Below are 19,754 nucleotides of genomic sequence, written 5' to 3'. Positions count from 1 at the left end.
GGTTATTAAAGTTTTCACACGTCTCCATTTTAACCAGTAAAATCGGGCATTTCAAACAACTTCATCTCTCTCGATAAAAAAATCACGCTTGGATAAGGCCTAGTGCGCCTGAGAGTGCATAGTGTCAGAGGGGTGAAAGTCCCCTTCAGGGGAAACGCTTTCCAACCCTGTAACCGATCATAACTGCGTCATCGTGAGATGGGGTGGGGAGCAAGGGGTGGTTGGAGACGGAATGGCTGGAAGGCAAGGTGCATGAATCAGGGATACCTGACAGAGGGAGTGACAATGTCAGGAGACAGAGCCTCCATAGGAGCGAGGAAGCATCGTAATGGATGTGGAGCGAAGGGAGGCAGGAAAGTGGAGGTATGAAGTGGGCAAGCTGGGAAGACAAACCAAAAGTGAGTGGCAGAAATGCCTAAACAAGTTGGAGAAATCCGTAGAAACGGATTTGAACCTGGCTTATAGCGGAATACCTGTTGACGGCCTGCATAAGGCGAATGATGAGAATCGATGTCATCATTATGAGGTAGGAATTGTTCACGTATCCGCAATTTGTATTCTCAACGGTTAATCCCGAAGGGGTAACCACTGACTGGAGACCCGCCTGTACGGTTCGGAGGAAGGGGAGGCGAAAGCCTTCCCTACCCCTATCCATTATTGCAAAACACCCAGCCAATCCCTGAGTAAGAACTGAATGCGGCCGATGAGTAACGATAGCCGGCCCATGACCGTGTAGCCAAAAGAAGCGCCGAAGGAGATCATGAGGAACCAGATCCCAATCTTGGATATCTTTCCAATTGCGCCCTTGTGTTCGACAGAAAAGATGAAATAGATAAGCACCGAGATGACCCCCAGCATAATCAGCAAGGTGTTGACGCTGGAAAAGAGTGTTTCTCCGCCGGAGAAGACAGGATGTAAGGAGGGTTTTATCTGTTCAAGGATGAATGCCGAGATGACTCGTGGAATGCTTACTCCTGCCCCAAGGCCCACCACAAAGGCAAACGTCCAGCGGCTCAGCCATGATAACTTTCTCGAAAATCTCAGGAACATAAAGACGCCCAGCATGGAAGGAAATATTAATGCATACTGAGGGGCTTTCGTTGCGGCCTTTGAAAACATTGGCACAATAAGGGAATCGTACAGGTCGGGTTTCAAGAAATTGAACCAGGTAATAATAATGGTATAACCCAGGGAAACGCCTACATAAAGATTCTCGGCAATCTTAAAGGCGGGATTGTCCTTGTACAGGAAGCTGTAGATGGCCAGAGTAAGTCCGGCGCCAAGGATAACGCCAAACCCATCAAACGAGAACGGAAGTTTTCCAGATGCCATTAAAAAGATATTAATACAAACGAACAATCCGATGGTGCCCACTAAGACGAAAAAGTTAGAATCCTTACGCATGCCGCGTCCTTCTGGTTGTAAAATAGACGATATTACCGAATATGACAAAAATAATAATAATCACATGCACCACGCTTTGGGGTCGCATTCCACTCACGGCATTGGCCTTTTTCCTGATCAGCGCCTCATATTCTGCCGCCCCTTTGAGACCTCCCAACAAACCCGTAAGCTGCTTTGACTGAAGAAAGGGATACATATCAGGACCCATCACGGCGGTGCATCCTGCGCCCATATCAAATTTATATTTTTCCTTTCCAAAGGCTATCCATGTTTCGATTGTCGTTCCAGCCGCAAGATCGAACAAGAAATTGATTTCCCGTAACGAATCAACATCCTGTAAGGCCGGCAATGTCGTGGTATCATTCCCGTAAAAATCCTTGGGGAATGCTGAATAAAGGTTTTCCCCCATATTAATGATGAGAGAGGCCGACCCTGGTTTATAGCCTAAAAAGACATAGTCTTCACCATATTTTTTCTGATATTGATTGGCTACAGAGGTCATTGCCTGCTCGGCCAGACCGGGAGCGCCCGGGTAATGCGTCATGCCGATAACTTTCAAATCCCTGCTAAAGCAATGATGAAGAAAGGCGACAGCCATGGGCTGGAGTTCTTCCTTGGATGCAGGGTCATAATCAAAGGCGATCATGACACGGGAACCCTTCGGCAAAGACTCTATCTCTTCATAAATTTCCTGAACGGGTTCCGAGGCGGGTATGGGCAGTTCAAACTGCAAGATAAGAGAAACAATAACGGCGACCGTGATGCTTGCGAAGATAATGCGACGGTCTATCCGTAAAAATCTTTCCATTAGTCCCCTCCTCCCAGATAAGACCGTTCAATGCCAAAAATGATTTTCAGGGAGGTCGCAATTGCCCCGAGACTGACTCCCAAAAGAATGCCGCGTTTGGCTGCAAGGTTGGGAACGGCCATGATCCAGTCGGCTATTGCCGGAACATACGGAGAGATATAATTCCCAATGGGCACCCTTCCGAGCATAACGACGATAGCGGCAATAAGCAACACCGTCGATTCGTTGGTACGGGCGCGAAATGTCCGGTAGGCCGCTGATGCAATAAAGAAGGCCAGAATGGAAAAGATGGTAGCCCCTGCCGGTACCTGTACATAATAATAAAGCCAGTCAAACATCGTCCCGTCCTGTTTGTCATTCCAGAAAAATTTTCCCCCGTTCAGAAAACCAAAGAGCAGGGTAATAATTGCCCCAAAATAGACAAAGACGCTGTATCCCCATCCCTCCACCTTCCGCTTAATCCTCGTCCAGTGGAGATGGAGCAGGCTATAGGCGCCAATAAATACGGCAAAACCTGCAATAATCCTATCCCATTTGGATACTACCTCCAGCAAGTCCTGTGAAAGTTTATGAGGGACATAATACTGCATAGCCATGAGCACGCCCATGACAAATGCGATGATGAGCGGAATCGTGCGCTTTAAGAAATTCATAGTTCACCACCAATTTTCACGGAATTACACGGAATCATCAAAAATCCTTCGAAACACCTCACGTTTTTTACTCTTTTCACATTTTTCAAAAAGCCTCAAACAGATGCGTGATAAATGTCAGCCCGAAACTGGCGAGTATCGTGCCTAATATCAAGATGACAATGAGGATTCCTTTCCCCACATCCTGTGCCCTGAGCGTACCCATAAGCATGGGTTCCCTCGACAAATAGGCGCTGGCGGCATAAAGCTCCTCTCCAATCAGGGTATAATCACACGTAGTAATAAAGAAAGGCAACTGGGTATAGGCATCCGTGCCGGCAATCTGGATAGCGCCGGTAGAAGCGCCGGTTTCTGCCAGGATTAATGCCTCTGCATAGAAATATCCTACAAAAAAATTAGCGGCGGGCCTTTCGCGGGTCATAATACCTCCCACAGCCGCAACATATGGAAATTGCTCTGATGCAACCAGAAAGACATTGTCCGGGCTATAGGCATCGGGACGTCCCGCTTCAAGGTACGATTCCTTCACTACCTCCTGACTAACCGACATTACAATGGGGTCATTATTCACGACTTTTAAGTTTGCATCATAATCTGCAATCTTTCGCGCAATCCTGCCCAGAATATTCGTTGCGGCGATGGTTGATATACTTCCCATACCGGTTAGCCCGTGAACAAACAGCACGGGCTTACCCATTTCCGTGGCACGTCCCAGCGCTTCATCCACGGCATCCAATCCACTAATCTTTCGTAAAAACATGTTGGGGTTTTGCCGTGCATGAACAATAAAATAGAGGATAATGGCCGAGAGAGTCATCATAATGAGAAAATTGTTTGTCTTTTTCAGGTGCAACCAGTTCCCATGCGCCCTGGCGGAGGCTATCGTATCCAGGACAATTTTATTATTCCCCGCAACCATCGCTAATTTGAAGTAATAGACCCGTCTCTTGTCAATCGTTTCCCCGTTAAAAACCTTTTTGGGAAATATCTGAACATAGTGGTAATTTCCATTCGATTTTTTATGCCCATAAATTTCAGGGGCAGCAGTTCGATAACTGGCATTAGACTTTATGCGAATTGCCTCCTTTTCAAAGTCGCCGTTTTTATCCTTGTCGATGTATACCACATAGAAAACATCGGGGGCATCACTGGGAGAGATTGACCAGGTCAGTGATATCGTTTCCCCTGCGTCGTTTGGTGTATCGAATGCCTTAAATTCTGTCGGTGGGATGAGAAAGGATGGTAGTTGAGCAAAGATGCCTGTATTCAGGAGGCATGGTGATAAAAGAATAATAGCAGCAACAAAAAAGTATTTTCTCACAACAAATGTTTTTACCGTAAAAAAAGACACAGGAAACGTACGATTGGAAGACAACTCCCTTCCCCCCTTTTACCAGCCGACATCATTATAATTTATTGACTCGAAATTACAACATATTTTAAAGAGTGGATATCATGCCGGAAAAATAAGGAAGATGGCTTAATTTCAGAGACAAATCACTTTTTAGCAAAAACACACAAAAGGAAAATTGTATTTGCAATACCGTATTCTATTTTTCATTCTAACGGGCATTACATTCAGGACAAAAACGTCAGGTGCATTCCTGAGAATCTTTCAAGTTGTGTCTTCGGTTACCCGCTTAAAAAAATGAAAATTCCTATACAATTAAACTATTGCAAGCATTTCTGCCTGGTTAAGTTTGAGCGCCACGGAACCAAAGAGTTCCTTCATACAACACAGAAAATCGTCTGTTACCGACACGAAATACTGACTTGATGATTTGATTACCGTACTGGTTTGTTCAGGTGTGCGGATTTCAAAAAAGAGCGGGCATGAGCCGGAGTGTTTTTTGATCATTTCCCTGATCTGCAGTAATTTTGCCTCGTCATAACACACTCCTTCAATCTGAAGTGTTATGCATTTGGTCAGACGCTTTAATGCGTCCTTTTCGGATATTATCTCTTTTATCCTCACAGACGGGGCTGTGCTCTGGAAACCGATCTGTCCCTTTACAAAAACAATCTCATCTGTTTTTAACAGGGACTGACATACCTTTATTTCTTTGCTAAAGATAACACATTCAACAGTACCTTTCATATCCTCCAGGGTAATATACATCATGGGGTCGCCCCGTTTCGTTACGCTCGGTTTAAGGTTGGTAATAATCCCCCCGATAATGATATCTTCGCCCTCAGCATGTTCGGATATTTCTGCGGAAGATACCGTAGACAACTGTTTAATCTTTTGCTGGCAGGCATTTAATGGATGCGAACTCAGGTAGAAACCCAGACTTTCCTTTTCTGCCTGGCGGATCTCCTTTTCCGACCATTGTTTCACATCGGCTTCTGCTCCGGTATCCTCTTTTACGCCAATATCCAGATCACTTTCGATATCAAAGAGGGATTTCTGGCCTTTTCGCCTTTCTTTGCTTGCGATACCACCCAATTGCATAGCGGTATCCAGTCCCGCAAGAAGTTTTGCCCGGTTGTCATGCAGTGAGTCAAAACATCCGGATTTGATCAAAGACTCGAACACCTGTTTGTTTACCACCCGCATATCAACCCGCTTGCATACATCCAGGATTGAGGCATAACGACCTCCTTTGTCCCTGGACTGGATAATGGACTCGATAGCCTTTTCACCAACATTCTTGATCGCCCCTAATCCAAACCGTATCTTGTTTCCCTGGAAGATGGTAAAGTCGTTTTGACTTTCGTTAATATCCGGAGGAAGCAACCCGATGCCCATATGGCGGCAGTCCTCAATATAGTCCGCGATCTTATCCATGTTCTGTTTTTCACAACTAAGCTGGGCGACCATGTACTGCACCGGATAGTTTGCCTTCAGATAAGCAGTTTGGTACGTGATTACTGCATAGGCTGCAGAATGAGACTTATTAAATCCGTATCCCGCAAAGTACTCCATTAATTCGAATATGCTGATCGCGGTCTCTTTCGGGATTCCATTCGCGATAGAGCCGTTAATAAACTGGTCTTTGAATTTTGCCATAATCTCCGGCTTTTTCTTACCCATGGCTTTGCGGAGATTGTCGGCCTGATTCAGGGAAAATCCCGCCAAACGGTTGGCAATACGCATGACCTGCTCCTGATATAAAATTACCCCGTAGGTTTCTTTCAGGATCGGTTCAAGGGATGGATGAAGGTAGGCGACCTCTTCCCTCCCGTGCTTTCGGTTAATAAAGGAGTCTACCATTCCGCTTTGCAATGGACCCGGTCTGTACAGGGCTACGAGAGGCAGGATGTCTGAAAAGGCGTCGGGTTTTAGCTTTTTGAGCAGTTCTTTGAAACCCCGGCTGGTTTCGACCTGGAAGACTCCCTTCACATCCCCGCGGGATAACAATTCATAGGTTTTTTTGTCATCCATAGGAATCTTTGCCAGATCAATATCCTCCCCTGTCGTTTCCCGGATCAGCTTCAGCGCTTTATCTATAACGGTCAGTTTCCGGACACCAAGAAAATCCGCCTTCAGTAATCCAATTTTATCCACCAGGATTTCATCATAAAATTGCGTGGTAACCACGTCGCCATTTTTTGCCAGCGGGACATATTCCGTTAAGGGTTCATCTGAAATGACAATCCCTGCGGCATGCACCGATGCATGGCGGCAGAGTCCTTCCAGTTTTTTTGAAATATCAAACAGCTCATGGATGTGTTTTTCGTTTTCGTAGAGCGCCTTTAATGCGGGCTCCTGTTCCATGGCCTCCTTTAAGGTTATATTGAGTGTGTTGGGAATCAGTTTAGCCACCTTGTCTACTTCGGATAACGGTATATTCATCACCCGCCCAACGTCCCGGATAACAGCCTTTGCCTTCATCGTTCCAAAGGTGATGATCTGAGCAACATTGCTGTTGCCGCCATATTTTTCCCGGACATATTGGATAACCTTTTCGCGGCCTTCAGCGCAGAAATCGATATCCAGATCCGGCATGGAAATTCTCTCGGCATTCAGAAACCTCTCAAACAACAAGTCGTTTTCGAGAGGATCAATGTTCGTAATATTCAGCACATAAGCAACAAGACTGCCTGCACCGGAACCACGGCCAGTGGCGGGAATACGATGGTGAATAGCAAAACGAATAAAGTCCCAGACAATCAGGAAATAGTCCACAAATCCTGTATTTTCGATAACTGCAAGTTCATAGTCCAGACGTTCACGGACATTCTGGGTAACAGAGCCGTATTTTTGTACTGCGCCCTCCTCACAAAGTTTTCTCAGGTAGGCATTATTGGTCATACCGTTTGGTGCAGTAAATTTAGGCAGGTGCATCTTTCCGAAAGACATTTCCACATTACATCGGTCGGCAATTTTTACAGTATTTTCGATGGCTTCCGGTATGTGTTGGAAAACGGCGTACATCTCCTGAAAGTTTTTGAAATAAAATTCATTCGTTCCAAAGCGCATCCTTTGAACGTCAGCCAGATGTTTCCCGGTATTGATGCAGAGCAGTGCATCATGGGCCGTAGCGTCATCCATATTCATATAATGTATGTCATTTGTTGCGACAAGAGGGATGCCCAGTTCTTTTCCTATCTCTGCCGCCTCAGACACCAATTTTGCTTGTTGTTCGATTCCATTATTTTGAATTTCCAGATAAAAACGTTCTGGCCCGAAGATGTCCATATATTCCTTTGCAACAAGTGTTGCTTCTTCTCTGCGGTTATGTACCAAATAACGATTAATTTCCGAAGTCATGCAGCCACTGAGGCAGATGAGCCCTGAAGCATGCGCTTTCAGAATGGCCTTATCGATCCTTGGTTTGTAGTAAAAACCCTCAAGATATGCCGATGTTGTGAGCTTGAGAAGATTGCGATAGCCCTCGTTGTTTTCCGCAAGGAGGGTAATGTGGCTGATTGTTTCCTTCCCGTTTTTCGATTCTTTATCAAAGCGACTGCCTTGTGCCACATAGGCCTCATACCCCAAAATGGGCTTTATTCCTTTCGACCGGGCCACTTCATAAAATTCCACAGCGCCAAACATGTTTCCATGATCGGTCAGGGCAAGGGCGGGCATTTTCAGTTGTACGGCTCTATCAATAAGATCGCCAATTTTGCAAGCACCGTCGAGAAGACTATACTCACTATGGACATGGAGATGAATAAAATTATCGTTTTTCATACGTGTCTTTCATTATTTTGTTCTTGATTTAACAAAATAAAAAATGGAGTTTTTTGTAGTGCTGGATATTCATCATTTCCGTAAATGCCGTTGCTCATTTGATTGCGGCTTCATTGCGCCAATGAATGGTAATTTTCCAGTATTATCGTAATTCATGACCCTGAAAATCAAGCCTAAATTGTTGTCAATTTCGTAAGAACAATTTTACTTGAAACCAGAGTTTTCTTTTGCTATTATGTTCACCTAGTTAATTTTTTTGAAATCTTCCATAAACATATACAATTTAATCAAAGTACACCAAAAGGGGGTATGGTATGTCAAGTTGTAATACGAAGGCAAAGGCAATTATGGTAGTTTTGGTAGGCGTTTTTGGACTACTGTGTGTTGGTTTTGGCGTATCCGTTACCGAGAAATACCGGTTACAGAAAGAGCGGGTGCATGGTCTTGAACGACAACTGAGCGCCGGACGCAAGGAAGTGTTAAAAGTCCCGGAACTTATGGAAAACATTGAGAAGGTTGAGGTTGCAAAAAAAGAGGTTGATGACAAATTAACAGCATGCACCGCTGAAAAGGACAGTTTTGCGGCAAAGGCATCTGAACTTCAGAAGGAAGTTGACACCTTTGGCGCCATCAAGGTGGCTGTCGGAGTTCAGTTAAGCGGGTTACAAAATACCATTCAGGAGCAACAAAACAAGCTTAATGAATTACAAAATACAAGGAACAAATTAGCTGAGCATTTGAGTGCCCTTGAAGCAGACAGCAAGAGTCTGTCGGAGAAGTTTGAATTACAGATTACCGATGTGAAGAGGAATAGAGACGAGGTTAAAAATCAGCTCATTTATTATACAGAGGCAAAAAAATTAGCGGATCAGGAGCTTGCAGAGAAGCAGAAAACAATCACAGAACTCCAAAAGGCAAAGGATGCCTTAGAGGCAGAGTTGGCAAAGTCCAAGGCGTCTGGTACGCCTTCGGCGCCTGAAACTTCTTCCACCTCAGGGCCACATTTCCCCCTTATGGGATCAGGAAATAAGACGGCAGAAGAGATCGATAAGACTTTTGCATTATTATGTGAAAGGATTACCGCTCCTCAAATATCACTTGATGAGGTAAGTATCCTGCTCTCCAGAATGGAGAAGGCATTAAAAAATTTAAAATAATAACTACCTGCGTTTTTTGCACGTTGTTTAAGATGCTACCAAGGGGAAGGCTCTGTCTTCCCCTTTTTTTTGCTGAAATGATCTTTTTATATTTTGGCAACGAAAAGTTCCTGCGGTCATAATTAATGAGGCAAAAAAACCTCTTGCTATACATATTTTTAGATGGTAACATACAAAGCTTAAATAAAAAATAGAGCAGGCGGCTTCGCCAAGTGGACTAAGGCCACGGTTTGCAAAACCGTTATCCTGGGTTCGAATCCCAGAGCCGCCTTTTTAAAATAGTATCCGTTGCAAGGGGACGTAAGGTTTTTTAAAAAGACAATCCATGGTTCTTTTCATTCGCACAATGATAACTGAGCAATAACCAATTATACCTGTGGGCGAGTGGTGGAATGGCAGACACGAAGGACTTAAAATCCTTTGACCCTAAAAGGTTGTGTGGGTTCGACTCCCACCTCGCCCATATGACGGCTTTATTATAAATGAGCTAATCAAATTAATTATAAAAATTTATGGATAATTACGGAACCAATTTGCTTTATCCTTTGTTTGAGAGGATAAAAATATGAATCCTATTAAGCTTTTAAAATATCATGTGTTTAAGCCAAAAACAGCGTTAGAAATCAGTCCTGAAATTTATGAGGCATTACAGTTGATTACTGCAAAAAATCCCCGACTCTCTATCAATCTTCTTATAGATATTGCCCTAGACTACATCTCAAACCTGAAGGAAGAAGACCTCCTAAAGCTTATCACAGAATATTATGGAAGAAAGCATACCTCTCCATCTCTGTAAGTAAGTTTTAGTTTTTCTGACCAAAAGCATCTTTAAGTAAGGAGTTATTATGGCAAAAGGAATCGCTATTTTTTCAGTTCTTGCAAGCTTCATGGTTTTATCTCTTTGTGGTTGCAAAAGAAACGAACCGGAGAGTTATCTGGTAAGCAGCCAGTCCTCCGAACAAGATTTTGCAAAAATACATAAGAATGTTGATTTTAATAAAGAAGACACAGAAAAAATGCATTCACTGGGTATGACAACGGAAGAAGGTGTTTCTGGTGGACATGGTATTACTAGTGTCCATGGCAAGAAAGAAAAAGCCGATCCGAACAAAGTGATAGCAACGGTTAATAACGAGAAAATTCTCCGGAAAGATCTTGATAAAATACTTGACCGGTTTAAAACTCACGTGAATCCCGCTGCAATATCCTCCATGGAACAGCAAATCACAGATCAGCTCGTAACACAGAGTTTATTAAGACAATTCGTGGCTGAAAAGAAACTGAGTGTCTCTCCGGATATTGTAGATAAAGAGATTACCAAAATGCGGGACAATATTAAAAACAATCCTGCTACGAAAGATAAAACATTAGAGCAGTTTTTAGAATTACAAGGCAGTAACATTGACGAGTTAAGAACTGCGATCGATATGTCTGCCGCAATTGAAAATTATGTATCCAAGAACATCACGGAGAAAACATTAGAAGAGTATTTTGTGAAAAATATTGGCAACTTCAATGGCGAAACCGTTACGGCAAGCCATATCCTGGTCGATACCAAGGGAAAAAAGACCCAGGAGGAAATAGACCGTGCAAGGGCAAAGATAGAATCCATAAAAAAGGAACTCGATGAGGGGGCAGATTTTGCCGAATTAGCAAAAAAATATTCCGACTGTCCGACAGGAAAAACAGGCGGCGAGCTAGGCTCGTTCCCCAGACATGGCGTCATGGTTGAAGATTTTGCCAAGGCTGCATTTGCCACCGAGGTGGGCAAGGTGAGTGATCCGGTCAAAACGGAATTTGGCTATCATCTGATCAAGGTCACTGCCAAAACCCCTGCCAAAGACGTAAGTTACAGTCAGGTAAAAGACAAGGTTCGGGAAGAATTGGTTGCATTTGAAATGAATGCGTTAATTAAGGATCTGAGGGAAAAGACAAAGATAGAGATTACCTTGTAATTATGGATATGGATATCGATACGGCACATTCTCTTAACCACTTGTCAGTCAATTTATATTGGCTCTGTTTCGTTGCTTATTCAACGTATTGGGGCATTGGATTTACCCGGTTGAAACTACGTTTTCCTATTCTGGCAGGAATGATCGTTCTTCATATTGCAACGATTACGCTGCGCGGCATATCAATAGAGTATTTCCCCTTAACTAATAAATTCGAATCCTTTAACGGATTTGCCATTGCGACATTCATTATCTTGCTCATAAATATCAGCACAGAAAGCCCTGTCTACCGTATGTCCCTGTTTGCTGTTGGTTACGGCTTTTTCGCAGCGGCGGCCTATTTTCCTAAAGGATTAAGTTATGCTCCGCCCTTAATGCTTACCATTTGGTACATTTTACACGTTCCTCTTTCTTTCTTTTGCTACGCCTTGTGGGTGAGTGCCATGGCTGCTGCCGTGGCGCGTTATTTTACCCGGGATGGGAAAAAAACGTACGACCAGCTTATTGACTCGGGATTTCAATATGGGCTTGTTATTTTTTCTGTTTCGATGATTTTTGGCGGGCTATGGGGCTATGTTGCATGGGGGGCATACTTCCTCTGGGATGCAAAAGTCGTTTGGTCCGTTATTATCTGGTTTTTTTATGCAACGTGTCTGCACCTTGATTATTGGCAAGAGGCAAAACGATACAAGCCATCTATGGCTATTGTAGGATTTTTTATACTCATGATGACATACGTGGGTACCAGTTTTCTGATTGGTAGTTCTCACAGTTTTCGATAGCCGGACATCTCTCGTGGATCGGTAAGACTTCTTCTGTTCTGGTTTGTCCCCGGTGGATATGATAAAATGAAAATGCTCTACGCAATATTTAAATCGCAAAAACTGGGTATTCTTATAGGATTTTCAGTTACGGGTCTCCTTATTATTGGCAGCCTGATTATGAACTTCAATCCCCGCCAGTATGCGGGACTTTCCGGAGAAGACATCTCTTTTTTCTTCATTCATAAGCACCCAATCCACCTGTGGTTTTATCTCCTGTTTCTTGCCTGTGTTCTTTATGGTATTAATACCTTTTTGTGCACACTTGATTCCATCATACGAAAGACACGGAGTGGCGTAAAAAAGGTTACTCTGTATGGTGCATCCGTTGTGCATATCGGATTTGTTATCACCCTGATTGCACATCTCGTCGGAGGACTTTATTCAACAACGGAACCCCCGGTAACCGTAGCAGAGGAATGGACTGATCTTGGCGGTGTTAAAATGAAAGTTACCAATCTGACGACAAGTTCGTACCCAAATGGTATGCCTAAAAAAATAACAGCCTCTGTTGCTATAAGAAAAGACGGAATCGAATTTTCAGACACCCTTGGTTATAATAATCCCGTTCTTTTGCAGCATGGGATATCAGAGATTCTTATGCAGGATTATGGCTGGCTAGCGTCGGGCATGGTCCTTAAGGTAGACGATCGTTCATGCGATCTTAAAGTCAATGAAACCTTTAACGTAAACGGCAGACAGGTTCGCGTTGCTGACTTGTATATGCCTCCCCAATATCGCTATCCAGTAGTAAAATTAGTCTCCGCTGCAGAAGACAAGCCGATCTTCTTGCCGATCGGAATGAAAAATGGGCAGGAGCTCTATGGAGCAAAGATTGTTTTCGAGGATGTAAATTCAGTGCCGGGAGTCTCGGTCAGCGTAAAAAACAACCCCAGTATTCCACTTACCTTTGTGACCATTTTTTTCTTTTCTGCTGGAATGCTCCTTGTAATCCTTAGAATGGTTTTTAGAACCGTTACAAATTAACGGGATTGCAATTCTATCTATTAAAATACCTTTTCTCCGTTGTCCGGTATATGCACGGGATCAGGTTACGGTCAGATTAGAATCTTCCAAAGACAATTGTGATATTTTTAGCAAAGATTAACCCAGACAGGGTTGGCCCGGGAATTTCACGCTTCGGATTTGATTTCTCCTGACATCTTTATCACTTCTTCTTCACCTTCACGGGTACTGTACTGGTCTCACTGCCAGACTTAAACTCGATCTTCGCGTTGCCGGTTTTATCTGTCGCTGTAATCGTGAATGTTACCTGTCCTTTATCATCCGTTGTTGCGCCTGGCGGAGAAACATTCGCAAACTTCTTACCACCAGGCTTAACCGTTGCCGTCACTTCCACACCTGCAGCCAGGTCTCCATTCGTGCATATTAATGTCACCTTCTCTGTTGCACTATTCCCTTTCTGAATTATCAGCGGCCTTGGAAGGGCAATTACATACGCAACCTCGCAAAGTGGCGTGGGCTGTGGCGTTGGTGTAACTTCCCCTGTTGGTGAAACTTCTGGCGTTGGCGAAGGTGTCTGTGTTGGCACAGGAGGCGGCAGAAGGCTTAATTTTGTCACAAAGGCATCATAGTTCCCATTACCAAAAACCCCCTGATAGGCCGATTTCATGGGAAAGTCGTTGCTGGCGGTATACCCTGTGACGTATGCAGACTCCAGGTCGTCCATGGCAACGCCGACGCCCCAATCACCACCACTCCCGCCCAGGTACGTGGAATACGTGAGGTCGCCCGACGGGTCAAATCTGACCACAAAGGCATCAAGGCCGCCTGCACTTATAGTCTTTTGATAAGCCGATGGTGTAGTAGGAAAGTTATAAGAAAAGGTAAAACCTGTGACATATGCAGACCCCGAGCTGTCCACGGCAATGCCGCTGCCCCAATCATTATCATTCCCGCCCAGGTACGTGGAGTAGACAAGGTTACCCCATGAATTAAACCTGGCCACAAAGATATCTCTATAACCATATGTACTCAAAGTCTTCTGATAAGCCGATGGCGTAGTAGGAAAATTGTAAGAAAAGGTAAAGCCTGTGACATATGCAGATCCCGAGCTGTCCACGGCAATGCCGCTGCCCTTTTCATCGGCAGTTCCACCCAGGTAGGTGGAGTACGTAAGGTTACCCGATGAATTAAATCTGGCCACAAAGGCATCACTATAGCCACCCAAAAAAATTGTCTGATAAGCATAGGGTGTTGTAGGAAAGTTGTTAGAAAAGGTAGTACCTGTGACATATGCAGACCCCGAGCTGTCCACAGCAATGCTGTTGCCCTTGTCAGCATCGCCCCCGCCCAGGTACGTGGAGTACACAAGGTTGCCAGACGAATCAAACCTGGACATAAAGGCATCATTGCCTCCACCAAATACTCCCTGATGAGCCGATGGCGTAGTAGGAAAGTTATTAGAAGAGGTAAAACCCGTGACATATGCAGACCCTGAGCTATCCACGGCAATGCCGCTGCCCTCTTCACCACCATTTCCGCCCAGGTACGTGGAGTACACAAGGTTGCCCAATGCATCAAATTTAGATACAAAGGCATCCTGCCATCCACTCAAAGCCATCTGATAAGCCGATGGTGTAGTAGGGAAGTTGTTAGAAGTGGTAACACCATTGACATATGCAAACCCCGAGTCGTCCACGGCAATGCCGCTGCCGACGTCACCATCACTCCCGCCCAGGTAAGTGGAGTACATAAGGTTACCCGATGCATCAAACTTGGACACAAAGGCATCAATCCCTCCACCCAAAGTCGCCTGATAAGCCGATTCCTTTGGAAAATCGCTACTGGCAGTATATCCTGTGACATATGCAGATCCCGAGCCGTCCACGGCAATGCCGTAACCATAATCTTCACCACTCCCGCCCAGGTAAGTGGAGTATTCCAGCGTTGGGTCTATGACGATGGGACGGCGTTGGTCGTATGAGGCAACCTTGAAGCCATAGATAAACTGTTGTGGTCTTGCCGCAAAATAATATCCCTGTCCCACCGGCTTCCGCCTTCCGTCTCCTGCTTTCAATATCCTGAACTCCCCCTGAACCTCAATCTTTTCCCCACCTATCATCTGGTAGATATAGGGTTTTTTCTGGACGATACTGCCTTCTTCGAGGACAATTTCCAGATCACCATCCTTTCTTAAACGCAAGTCGTCTATCCCCTCATAGCACAACTGCACTCGTGAAGGGCTTGCCCCTGGCTGTACGATGACGTCATACTCCAGACGGCGGTTGTTGCCGTAAAACCGCATATCTACGCCGTTATAAATCCCCTTATACACCACGGTGCCATAGGTGGGTATGTTGCTCCGCCACTGTTCTGAACCGCCGACAAAGTAATTTATCACCCCTTTTTGCAAATCTTCCGCCGCTATTTCAGACTCTCTGTCGGCTCCGAGAGGAAATAGGCGTATAAATTCATGAAGGCTATCTGCAGGCGTCGTCTTCTTGACGTTTTTTTTGTTTGCTTCATTCCTCTGCCGTAATGAGAGATATACACCATCTTTGGCAAAAAAGACACGGTGCCCGCCACCCATTTCGTAATACTTCACCCTTTCATCAATCTGTCCCTCATTTTTTATAAAACAGAGGGGAAACTTGCTGTAGCCTTCCCGTGCACATACCCGCGCGGACCGCTGCCCCTCCGAGGAAAACCCATCGGGCGCAAATATGTCGTCATCTTGTCTGTTTATGACAGACGTATTTATGATGTCTCCATTATTGCAAATGGTATTTGACGAATAGACACATGGGACGAGAATGAGCGATGATGATAAAATAATAGATAAACAAACCACAAGATACCTGATAAGGCATCGATCGCGTAATAAAGAGTGCATGTTTATCTCCTTCCTTTCTGTAAAACGATGAATTCAGCAGAGGCAATTCATGGATTGCCTCTATAAAATGCTCACAATGTGTTATTTAACAACTTGGCACAGTCTGACAGGGTGGCACGGACAAACAGAGTTTGTCGGTGTCACCACCCTACCTGTCAATCTAAATATTCATCAATTGTGGACCCTTTGAGTAAACCTGGTTGATACAAAGACAATGACAAACTGCCCGACAACATTTTTTTCCCAATATGCAAAATTCTGGTTCATCTGAAAAAAATACCGCTTAAATTTTTAACAACGTAATGTTCAAAACTTTATAGAAAAATATAGAATACTTTCTCTTACGAACGGCATATATTTTCCAATGCGATGGCAATCGTATCCACTTCGGCATCATACACCGTACGCATATCCAGAAGTACACGTTCTTGCTCAATCCTTGCAAAAATCGGAGGGGTGTTACCACGCAATTGTGCGACTATTTTATCAGCATTTATTTTTTCCGAATGGAGTGAAATGAGCTTTGTGGGGATCCCTTCACCAGGCAATGATCCGCCACCCATCTCTGAAAAACCTTCCACCGTAGAAATGCTCATAAAAGCCTTTGTTTCCGGAGTCACCCTGCTCATAAATCTCTTGCACCTTTCTTCCATCGTCTCAAGGGGAGCAAAAATCATGGTGAGGACGGGAATTTTTTCAGTGACAAGATCTTCTTCCAGATACAGCTTCAGTGTTGCCTCCAGCGCTGCAATGGTCAATTTCCCTACACGGAGGGCACGAGTCAGTGGATTCCTTTTCAACAGGTCGACCCATTTCTTTTTTCCGGCAACAATGCCGCCTTGCGGCCCGCCTAACAATTTGTCCGTGCTGAACGTAACGACATCAACCCCCGTCTTTATGCTTTCCTGGACGGTCGGCTCATGAGGCAATCCAAATCTTTCCGGATCAATCAATGCGCCGCTTCCCAGATCATACATAACAGGGATGCTGCGTTCTTTTCCGAGAGAAACAAGGTCTTTTAAATCCACGGTCTCGGTAAAACCCACAATTTTGAAATTACTTTGATGCACCTTCAAGAGAAGCCCGGTACACTCGGTAATGGCATTGCGATAGTCGGTAAGATATGTCTTGTTGGTTGTTCCCACTTCGATTAATATGGCCCCGCTTCTGGTCATAACATCGGGCATACGGAATGACCCACCGATCTCAACAAGCTGGGAACGTGAAATGATGGTCTCCTTCCCTCTGGCCATGGTATCCAAGGCCAACAAGACAGCCGCCGCGTTGTTATTAACAACCAGTGCCGCTTCGGCCCCGGTAATCATACAGATGAGTTGTTCAATGTGGTGATACCGCCCCCCCCTTCTGCCAGTATTCTTTTCAATTTCCAGGGTACAGAAACCCTTTAAGATATTTTGTATCTGCTGTGCTGCCACATCCGGAATGGGCGCCCGGCCAAGTCCCGTGTGAAGTATGATCCCCGTTGCATTAATGGCATGCTCGATGCCACAGAATTTTTGCCGCAGGCATTGTTGAACGAAGAGGGAGAGCCTTTGTGGAGAGAGATCGATCTTTTGCGTTTCAGCAAGTCCTTTTACCACCCCCGGATCTCCTTCTTCGCAAGGAGGGGATGAATGGGAGGTATCGCAGTTAAGGCTATGTTGTAACATGCCTTTTTTGTGCGTCACGGCTTGCCGAATATCTTCTAAAACCGTCCTTATTGCGTCAACAATAAGCCGTCTCGGATACCTATCAGTTAATTTTGATATTTCCGGCGACTCAAGGAGTTCATTGACCGATGGAATTGATCTGATGATGTCCTGGCGCATAAATAAGTCCCAAAGGGACAAAAGAATCTAGCCAGGGGTGTAGCCCCTGGAGAAAAAAACATCACAATAACCAGCCCCGAAGGGGTGAAAGAAAGATCAATACTGACAAGAGATTGATCTTTCTCGTCTCATGGGTAAATAACAACAATATTCTTTCACCCCTTTAAGATTTACCTGTGTTCTTATTGTTTTCAGGGGGCTTCACCCTCTGCTATATACTGACGGCCTTTCATGCCTAGCGAAACATTCCATTTTGCTACCGAAATTCGTGAGTCAGCCCTGACAGGGTTGGTTTTATTCATATTTTGCTGTAACTATCCAGCGTACTTTCGCTCACAAACACTATGAGCGAACAAAATATTGATTATGTAATCCCGAAGGGACGTTATTGTTATAGCATATCATTATGCCATTATGGTTAACCCCGCACCCTATAATCATGTCATCCCTTCGGGATTTTCTGTCTGCCCGTTTTCCCTATAGCTCCTAACTATTCTGAGAAAATATTCTCTCTCACCGTCAGCTTCGCTGAATAGTTACTTTGTGTTAGGGTAATTCTAACCGTCCTGAAATTTTGCATTCATGATAAACCGTTTCATCAGCACCTTGTTTTTTTTCCCTGGCGATGATTCCACACCGGAAGACACGTCCACGGCATACGGTTGTACGATATGGATGGCCTCCCTGACATTTTCAGGGGTCAAGCCTCCCGACAGGATAACCGTTCCATATTTATGCGCCTGTCTGGCAATCTCCCACTTGAAAGGCACTCCCGTCCCACCCATAACACCCTTTACATAACTATCCAACAAAAAGGCATGGGGTTTGTAATTTGCCAGGGGCTCCAGGTCGTCTTCTTCCCTGATCCGAAAGGCCTTTACAATGGTGTATCCTTTCAGATCATAAACATACAAAGGATCTTCGTTGCCATGGAGCTGAACGGTGTGTATGCTGCAAAAATTGCAGATCCCCTTTATTGCCTCTACCGCTTCATCTACAAAAACCCCAACCGGTGAAACAAAAGGTGGCAGATGCTCAATAATATCCTTAGCCCGCTCCTTCGTTACCCGCCGAGAACTCTTTGCAAAGACGAATCCCAGGGCATCGGCGCCCAATGCTACCGCATCCTGTGCATCTTCGCTATTGGTAATGCCACAGATTTTCACTCTCATCATTTACACAATTGATTAAATAGATCACCACATATCTAGCCTAGTGGCTTGACTAGCCCAAAAGATTAAATTCCCATTCACGACAATCAAATTCTTCCTGAGATAAAGGGCTCGATCTCTTGTATATACTTAGAATATAGTTTCTCTGCTATCTTTAACCGCTTCTAAAACTAACGAGTGATCAAGCAAGTCGTATTCATGTACCCGCCTGTTTCTGAGTCCTGCTGATGGGGCAAGCTTTTCTGCAAGGTCAGCAGGGATTATCTTCAATACACCTGCTTTTATAAAGCTTTCACAATAATCATCGGGTGCCGTATGACCTGTTTGAACGATCAGGTGGGAATTTATATCAATTGCTGCCTCGATCAATTCCTGCAGGAGCCGCTCGGTGACTTTCCTTTTGTATACATCACTGATATATTCCCCGCTGGTCATGTTCCCTATTGGTTCAAGCGCCTTAAGATTTTCCGCTATGATAAGGAGTTTTCTCCGGATAATCTCTTTTTCAAGTGGACTCACATCAGACCCCCCGATAGTAAAAATTGCTGAATTGACTGAGCCTGTGCATCGCGAAGTTTTTTTGTGTCAACATATCGCCTGAATGCAAGTGAATAAAACTCGTGGAACATGCCAGACTCTCTTTCATAAAGGAGCTTGCCATGCCTTACCGATACATATCTTAAAAGCGGACTTGTACGCTTCAGGTCGACTACATCAACCTGGTCGGTATGAAGAAACCGGACGACCCTGTTCGTAAGCGCCAGGATATCAACCGGTTTGTCAAAGAGAACTGCAAGGTCTATGTCGTTTTTGTTATGGATTTTTCCTGAAACCGCTGACCCAAACAGTAAAACCAGCCGCAACCCCTCATCGTAAAACAGAGGAGAAAGCCCTTCTCTGATTTCCTCAATTGACCGTCTCGCTTTCAAATTTGTCATAGACGCATACCGGGGTGTGTACGT

At 44.6% G+C, this 19,754-nt stretch carries 16 protein-coding genes and 2 tRNA genes; 8 read left to right on the top strand and 10 right to left on the bottom strand.

Annotated elements, in window-relative coordinates:
* Positions 1-328 precede the first annotated feature (328 nt).
* The gene (locus BIY37_RS08985; protein ID WP_070067504.1) at positions 329-571 is read left to right on the top strand and encodes a hypothetical protein; all 243 of its coding nucleotides are present in this window, start codon (positions 329-331) and stop codon (positions 569-571) included.
* Between the two features lie 83 nt (positions 572-654).
* On the opposite strand, the gene BIY37_RS08980 is transcribed toward BIY37_RS08985, so the two are convergent.
* The 5 genes from BIY37_RS08980 to BIY37_RS08960 form a co-directional block, all read right to left on the bottom strand.
* Positions 655-1,404 carry a hypothetical protein gene (locus BIY37_RS08980; RefSeq protein ID WP_080324975.1) on the bottom strand — a complete coding sequence of 250 codons (750 nt, stop codon included), beginning with the start codon at positions 1,402-1,404 and terminating at the stop codon, positions 655-657.
* Positions 1,397-2,212, bottom strand: a complete 816-nt coding sequence (locus BIY37_RS08975; protein ID WP_070067503.1) for a hypothetical protein — start codon at positions 2,210-2,212, stop codon at positions 1,397-1,399. Before BIY37_RS08975 ends, BIY37_RS08980 begins: the two co-directional genes overlap by 8 nt.
* Entirely contained in the window at positions 2,212-2,865 is a 654-nt protein-coding gene (locus BIY37_RS08970; RefSeq protein ID WP_070067502.1) for a hypothetical protein, read from the bottom strand. Before BIY37_RS08970 ends, BIY37_RS08975 begins: the two co-directional genes overlap by 1 nt.
* An 85-nt stretch (positions 2,866-2,950) precedes the next feature.
* The gene (locus BIY37_RS08965; RefSeq protein WP_080324974.1) at positions 2,951-4,240 is read right to left on the bottom strand and encodes a DUF6754 domain-containing protein; all 1,290 of its coding nucleotides are present in this window, start codon (positions 4,238-4,240) and stop codon (positions 2,951-2,953) included.
* 291 nt (positions 4,241-4,531) lie between these two features.
* Positions 4,532-8,002 (bottom strand): DNA polymerase III subunit alpha, encoded by a 3,471-nt coding sequence (locus tag BIY37_RS08960; protein WP_070067501.1) that lies wholly within the window; start codon positions 8,000-8,002, stop codon positions 4,532-4,534.
* A gap of 314 nt (positions 8,003-8,316) precedes the next feature.
* Between BIY37_RS08960 and BIY37_RS08955 the strand changes: the two genes are divergently transcribed.
* The 7 genes from BIY37_RS08955 to BIY37_RS08925 all read left to right on the top strand — a co-directional run bounded on the left by BIY37_RS08955 (position 8,317) and on the right by BIY37_RS08925 (position 12,922).
* On the top strand, positions 8,317-9,159 hold the full coding sequence (locus tag BIY37_RS08955; protein WP_070067500.1) for a hypothetical protein: 843 nt from the start codon (positions 8,317-8,319) through the stop codon (positions 9,157-9,159).
* Between the two features lie 198 nt (positions 9,160-9,357).
* A tRNA-Cys gene (locus BIY37_RS08950) sits at positions 9,358-9,430 on the top strand.
* Positions 9,431-9,537: 107 nt separating this feature from the next.
* Positions 9,538-9,622 (top strand) — tRNA-Leu (locus BIY37_RS08945).
* A 102-nt stretch (positions 9,623-9,724) separates the two neighbouring features.
* Complete coding sequence (locus BIY37_RS08940) at positions 9,725-9,955, top strand: hypothetical protein (protein ID WP_070067499.1); 231 nt, start codon at positions 9,725-9,727, stop codon at positions 9,953-9,955.
* Positions 9,956-10,004: 49 nt separating this feature from the next.
* On the top strand, positions 10,005-11,114 hold the full coding sequence (locus BIY37_RS14165; protein ID WP_070067498.1) for a peptidylprolyl isomerase: 1,110 nt from the start codon (positions 10,005-10,007) through the stop codon (positions 11,112-11,114).
* 2 nt (positions 11,115-11,116) lie between these two features.
* The gene (ccsA, locus tag BIY37_RS08930) at positions 11,117-11,896 is read left to right on the top strand and encodes a cytochrome c biogenesis protein CcsA (protein WP_070067497.1); all 780 of its coding nucleotides are present in this window, start codon (positions 11,117-11,119) and stop codon (positions 11,894-11,896) included.
* A 66-nt stretch (positions 11,897-11,962) separates the two neighbouring features.
* Positions 11,963-12,922 (top strand): hypothetical protein, encoded by a 960-nt coding sequence (locus BIY37_RS08925; RefSeq protein ID WP_070067496.1) that lies wholly within the window; start codon positions 11,963-11,965, stop codon positions 12,920-12,922.
* Positions 12,923-13,103: 181 nt separating this feature from the next.
* Here the strand turns inward: BIY37_RS08925 and BIY37_RS08920 are convergent, their stop codons facing one another.
* The 5 genes from BIY37_RS08920 to mntA form a co-directional block, all read right to left on the bottom strand.
* Entirely contained in the window at positions 13,104-15,791 is a 2,688-nt protein-coding gene (locus tag BIY37_RS08920; protein WP_070067495.1) for a DUF7948 domain-containing protein, read from the bottom strand.
* 341 nt (positions 15,792-16,132) lie between these two features.
* Positions 16,133-17,620: an L-seryl-tRNA(Sec) selenium transferase gene (gene selA, locus BIY37_RS08915; protein WP_070067494.1), complete on the bottom strand. Its 1,488-nt coding sequence runs from the start codon at positions 17,618-17,620 to the stop codon at positions 16,133-16,135.
* A gap of 557 nt (positions 17,621-18,177) precedes the next feature.
* A complete protein-coding gene (locus tag BIY37_RS08910; RefSeq protein ID WP_070067493.1) occupies positions 18,178-18,795 on the bottom strand; it encodes a phosphoribosylanthranilate isomerase in 618 nt (205 codons plus the stop codon).
* A 126-nt stretch (positions 18,796-18,921) separates the two neighbouring features.
* A complete protein-coding gene (hepT, locus tag BIY37_RS08905) occupies positions 18,922-19,311 on the bottom strand; it encodes a type VII toxin-antitoxin system HepT family RNase toxin (protein ID WP_070067492.1) in 390 nt (129 codons plus the stop codon).
* Positions 19,308-19,730 (bottom strand): type VII toxin-antitoxin system MntA family adenylyltransferase antitoxin, encoded by a 423-nt coding sequence (gene mntA / locus BIY37_RS08900; RefSeq protein ID WP_080324973.1) that lies wholly within the window; start codon positions 19,728-19,730, stop codon positions 19,308-19,310. Before mntA ends, hepT begins: the two co-directional genes overlap by 4 nt.
* Positions 19,731-19,754: the final 24 nt, after the last annotated feature.

The organism is Candidatus Brocadia sapporoensis, assembly GCF_001753675.2.
In the GTDB taxonomy this organism is placed as follows: domain Bacteria; phylum Planctomycetota; class Brocadiia; order Brocadiales; family Brocadiaceae; genus Brocadia; species Brocadia sapporoensis.
This window is presented reverse-complemented; position numbering and strand designations above follow the sequence as displayed.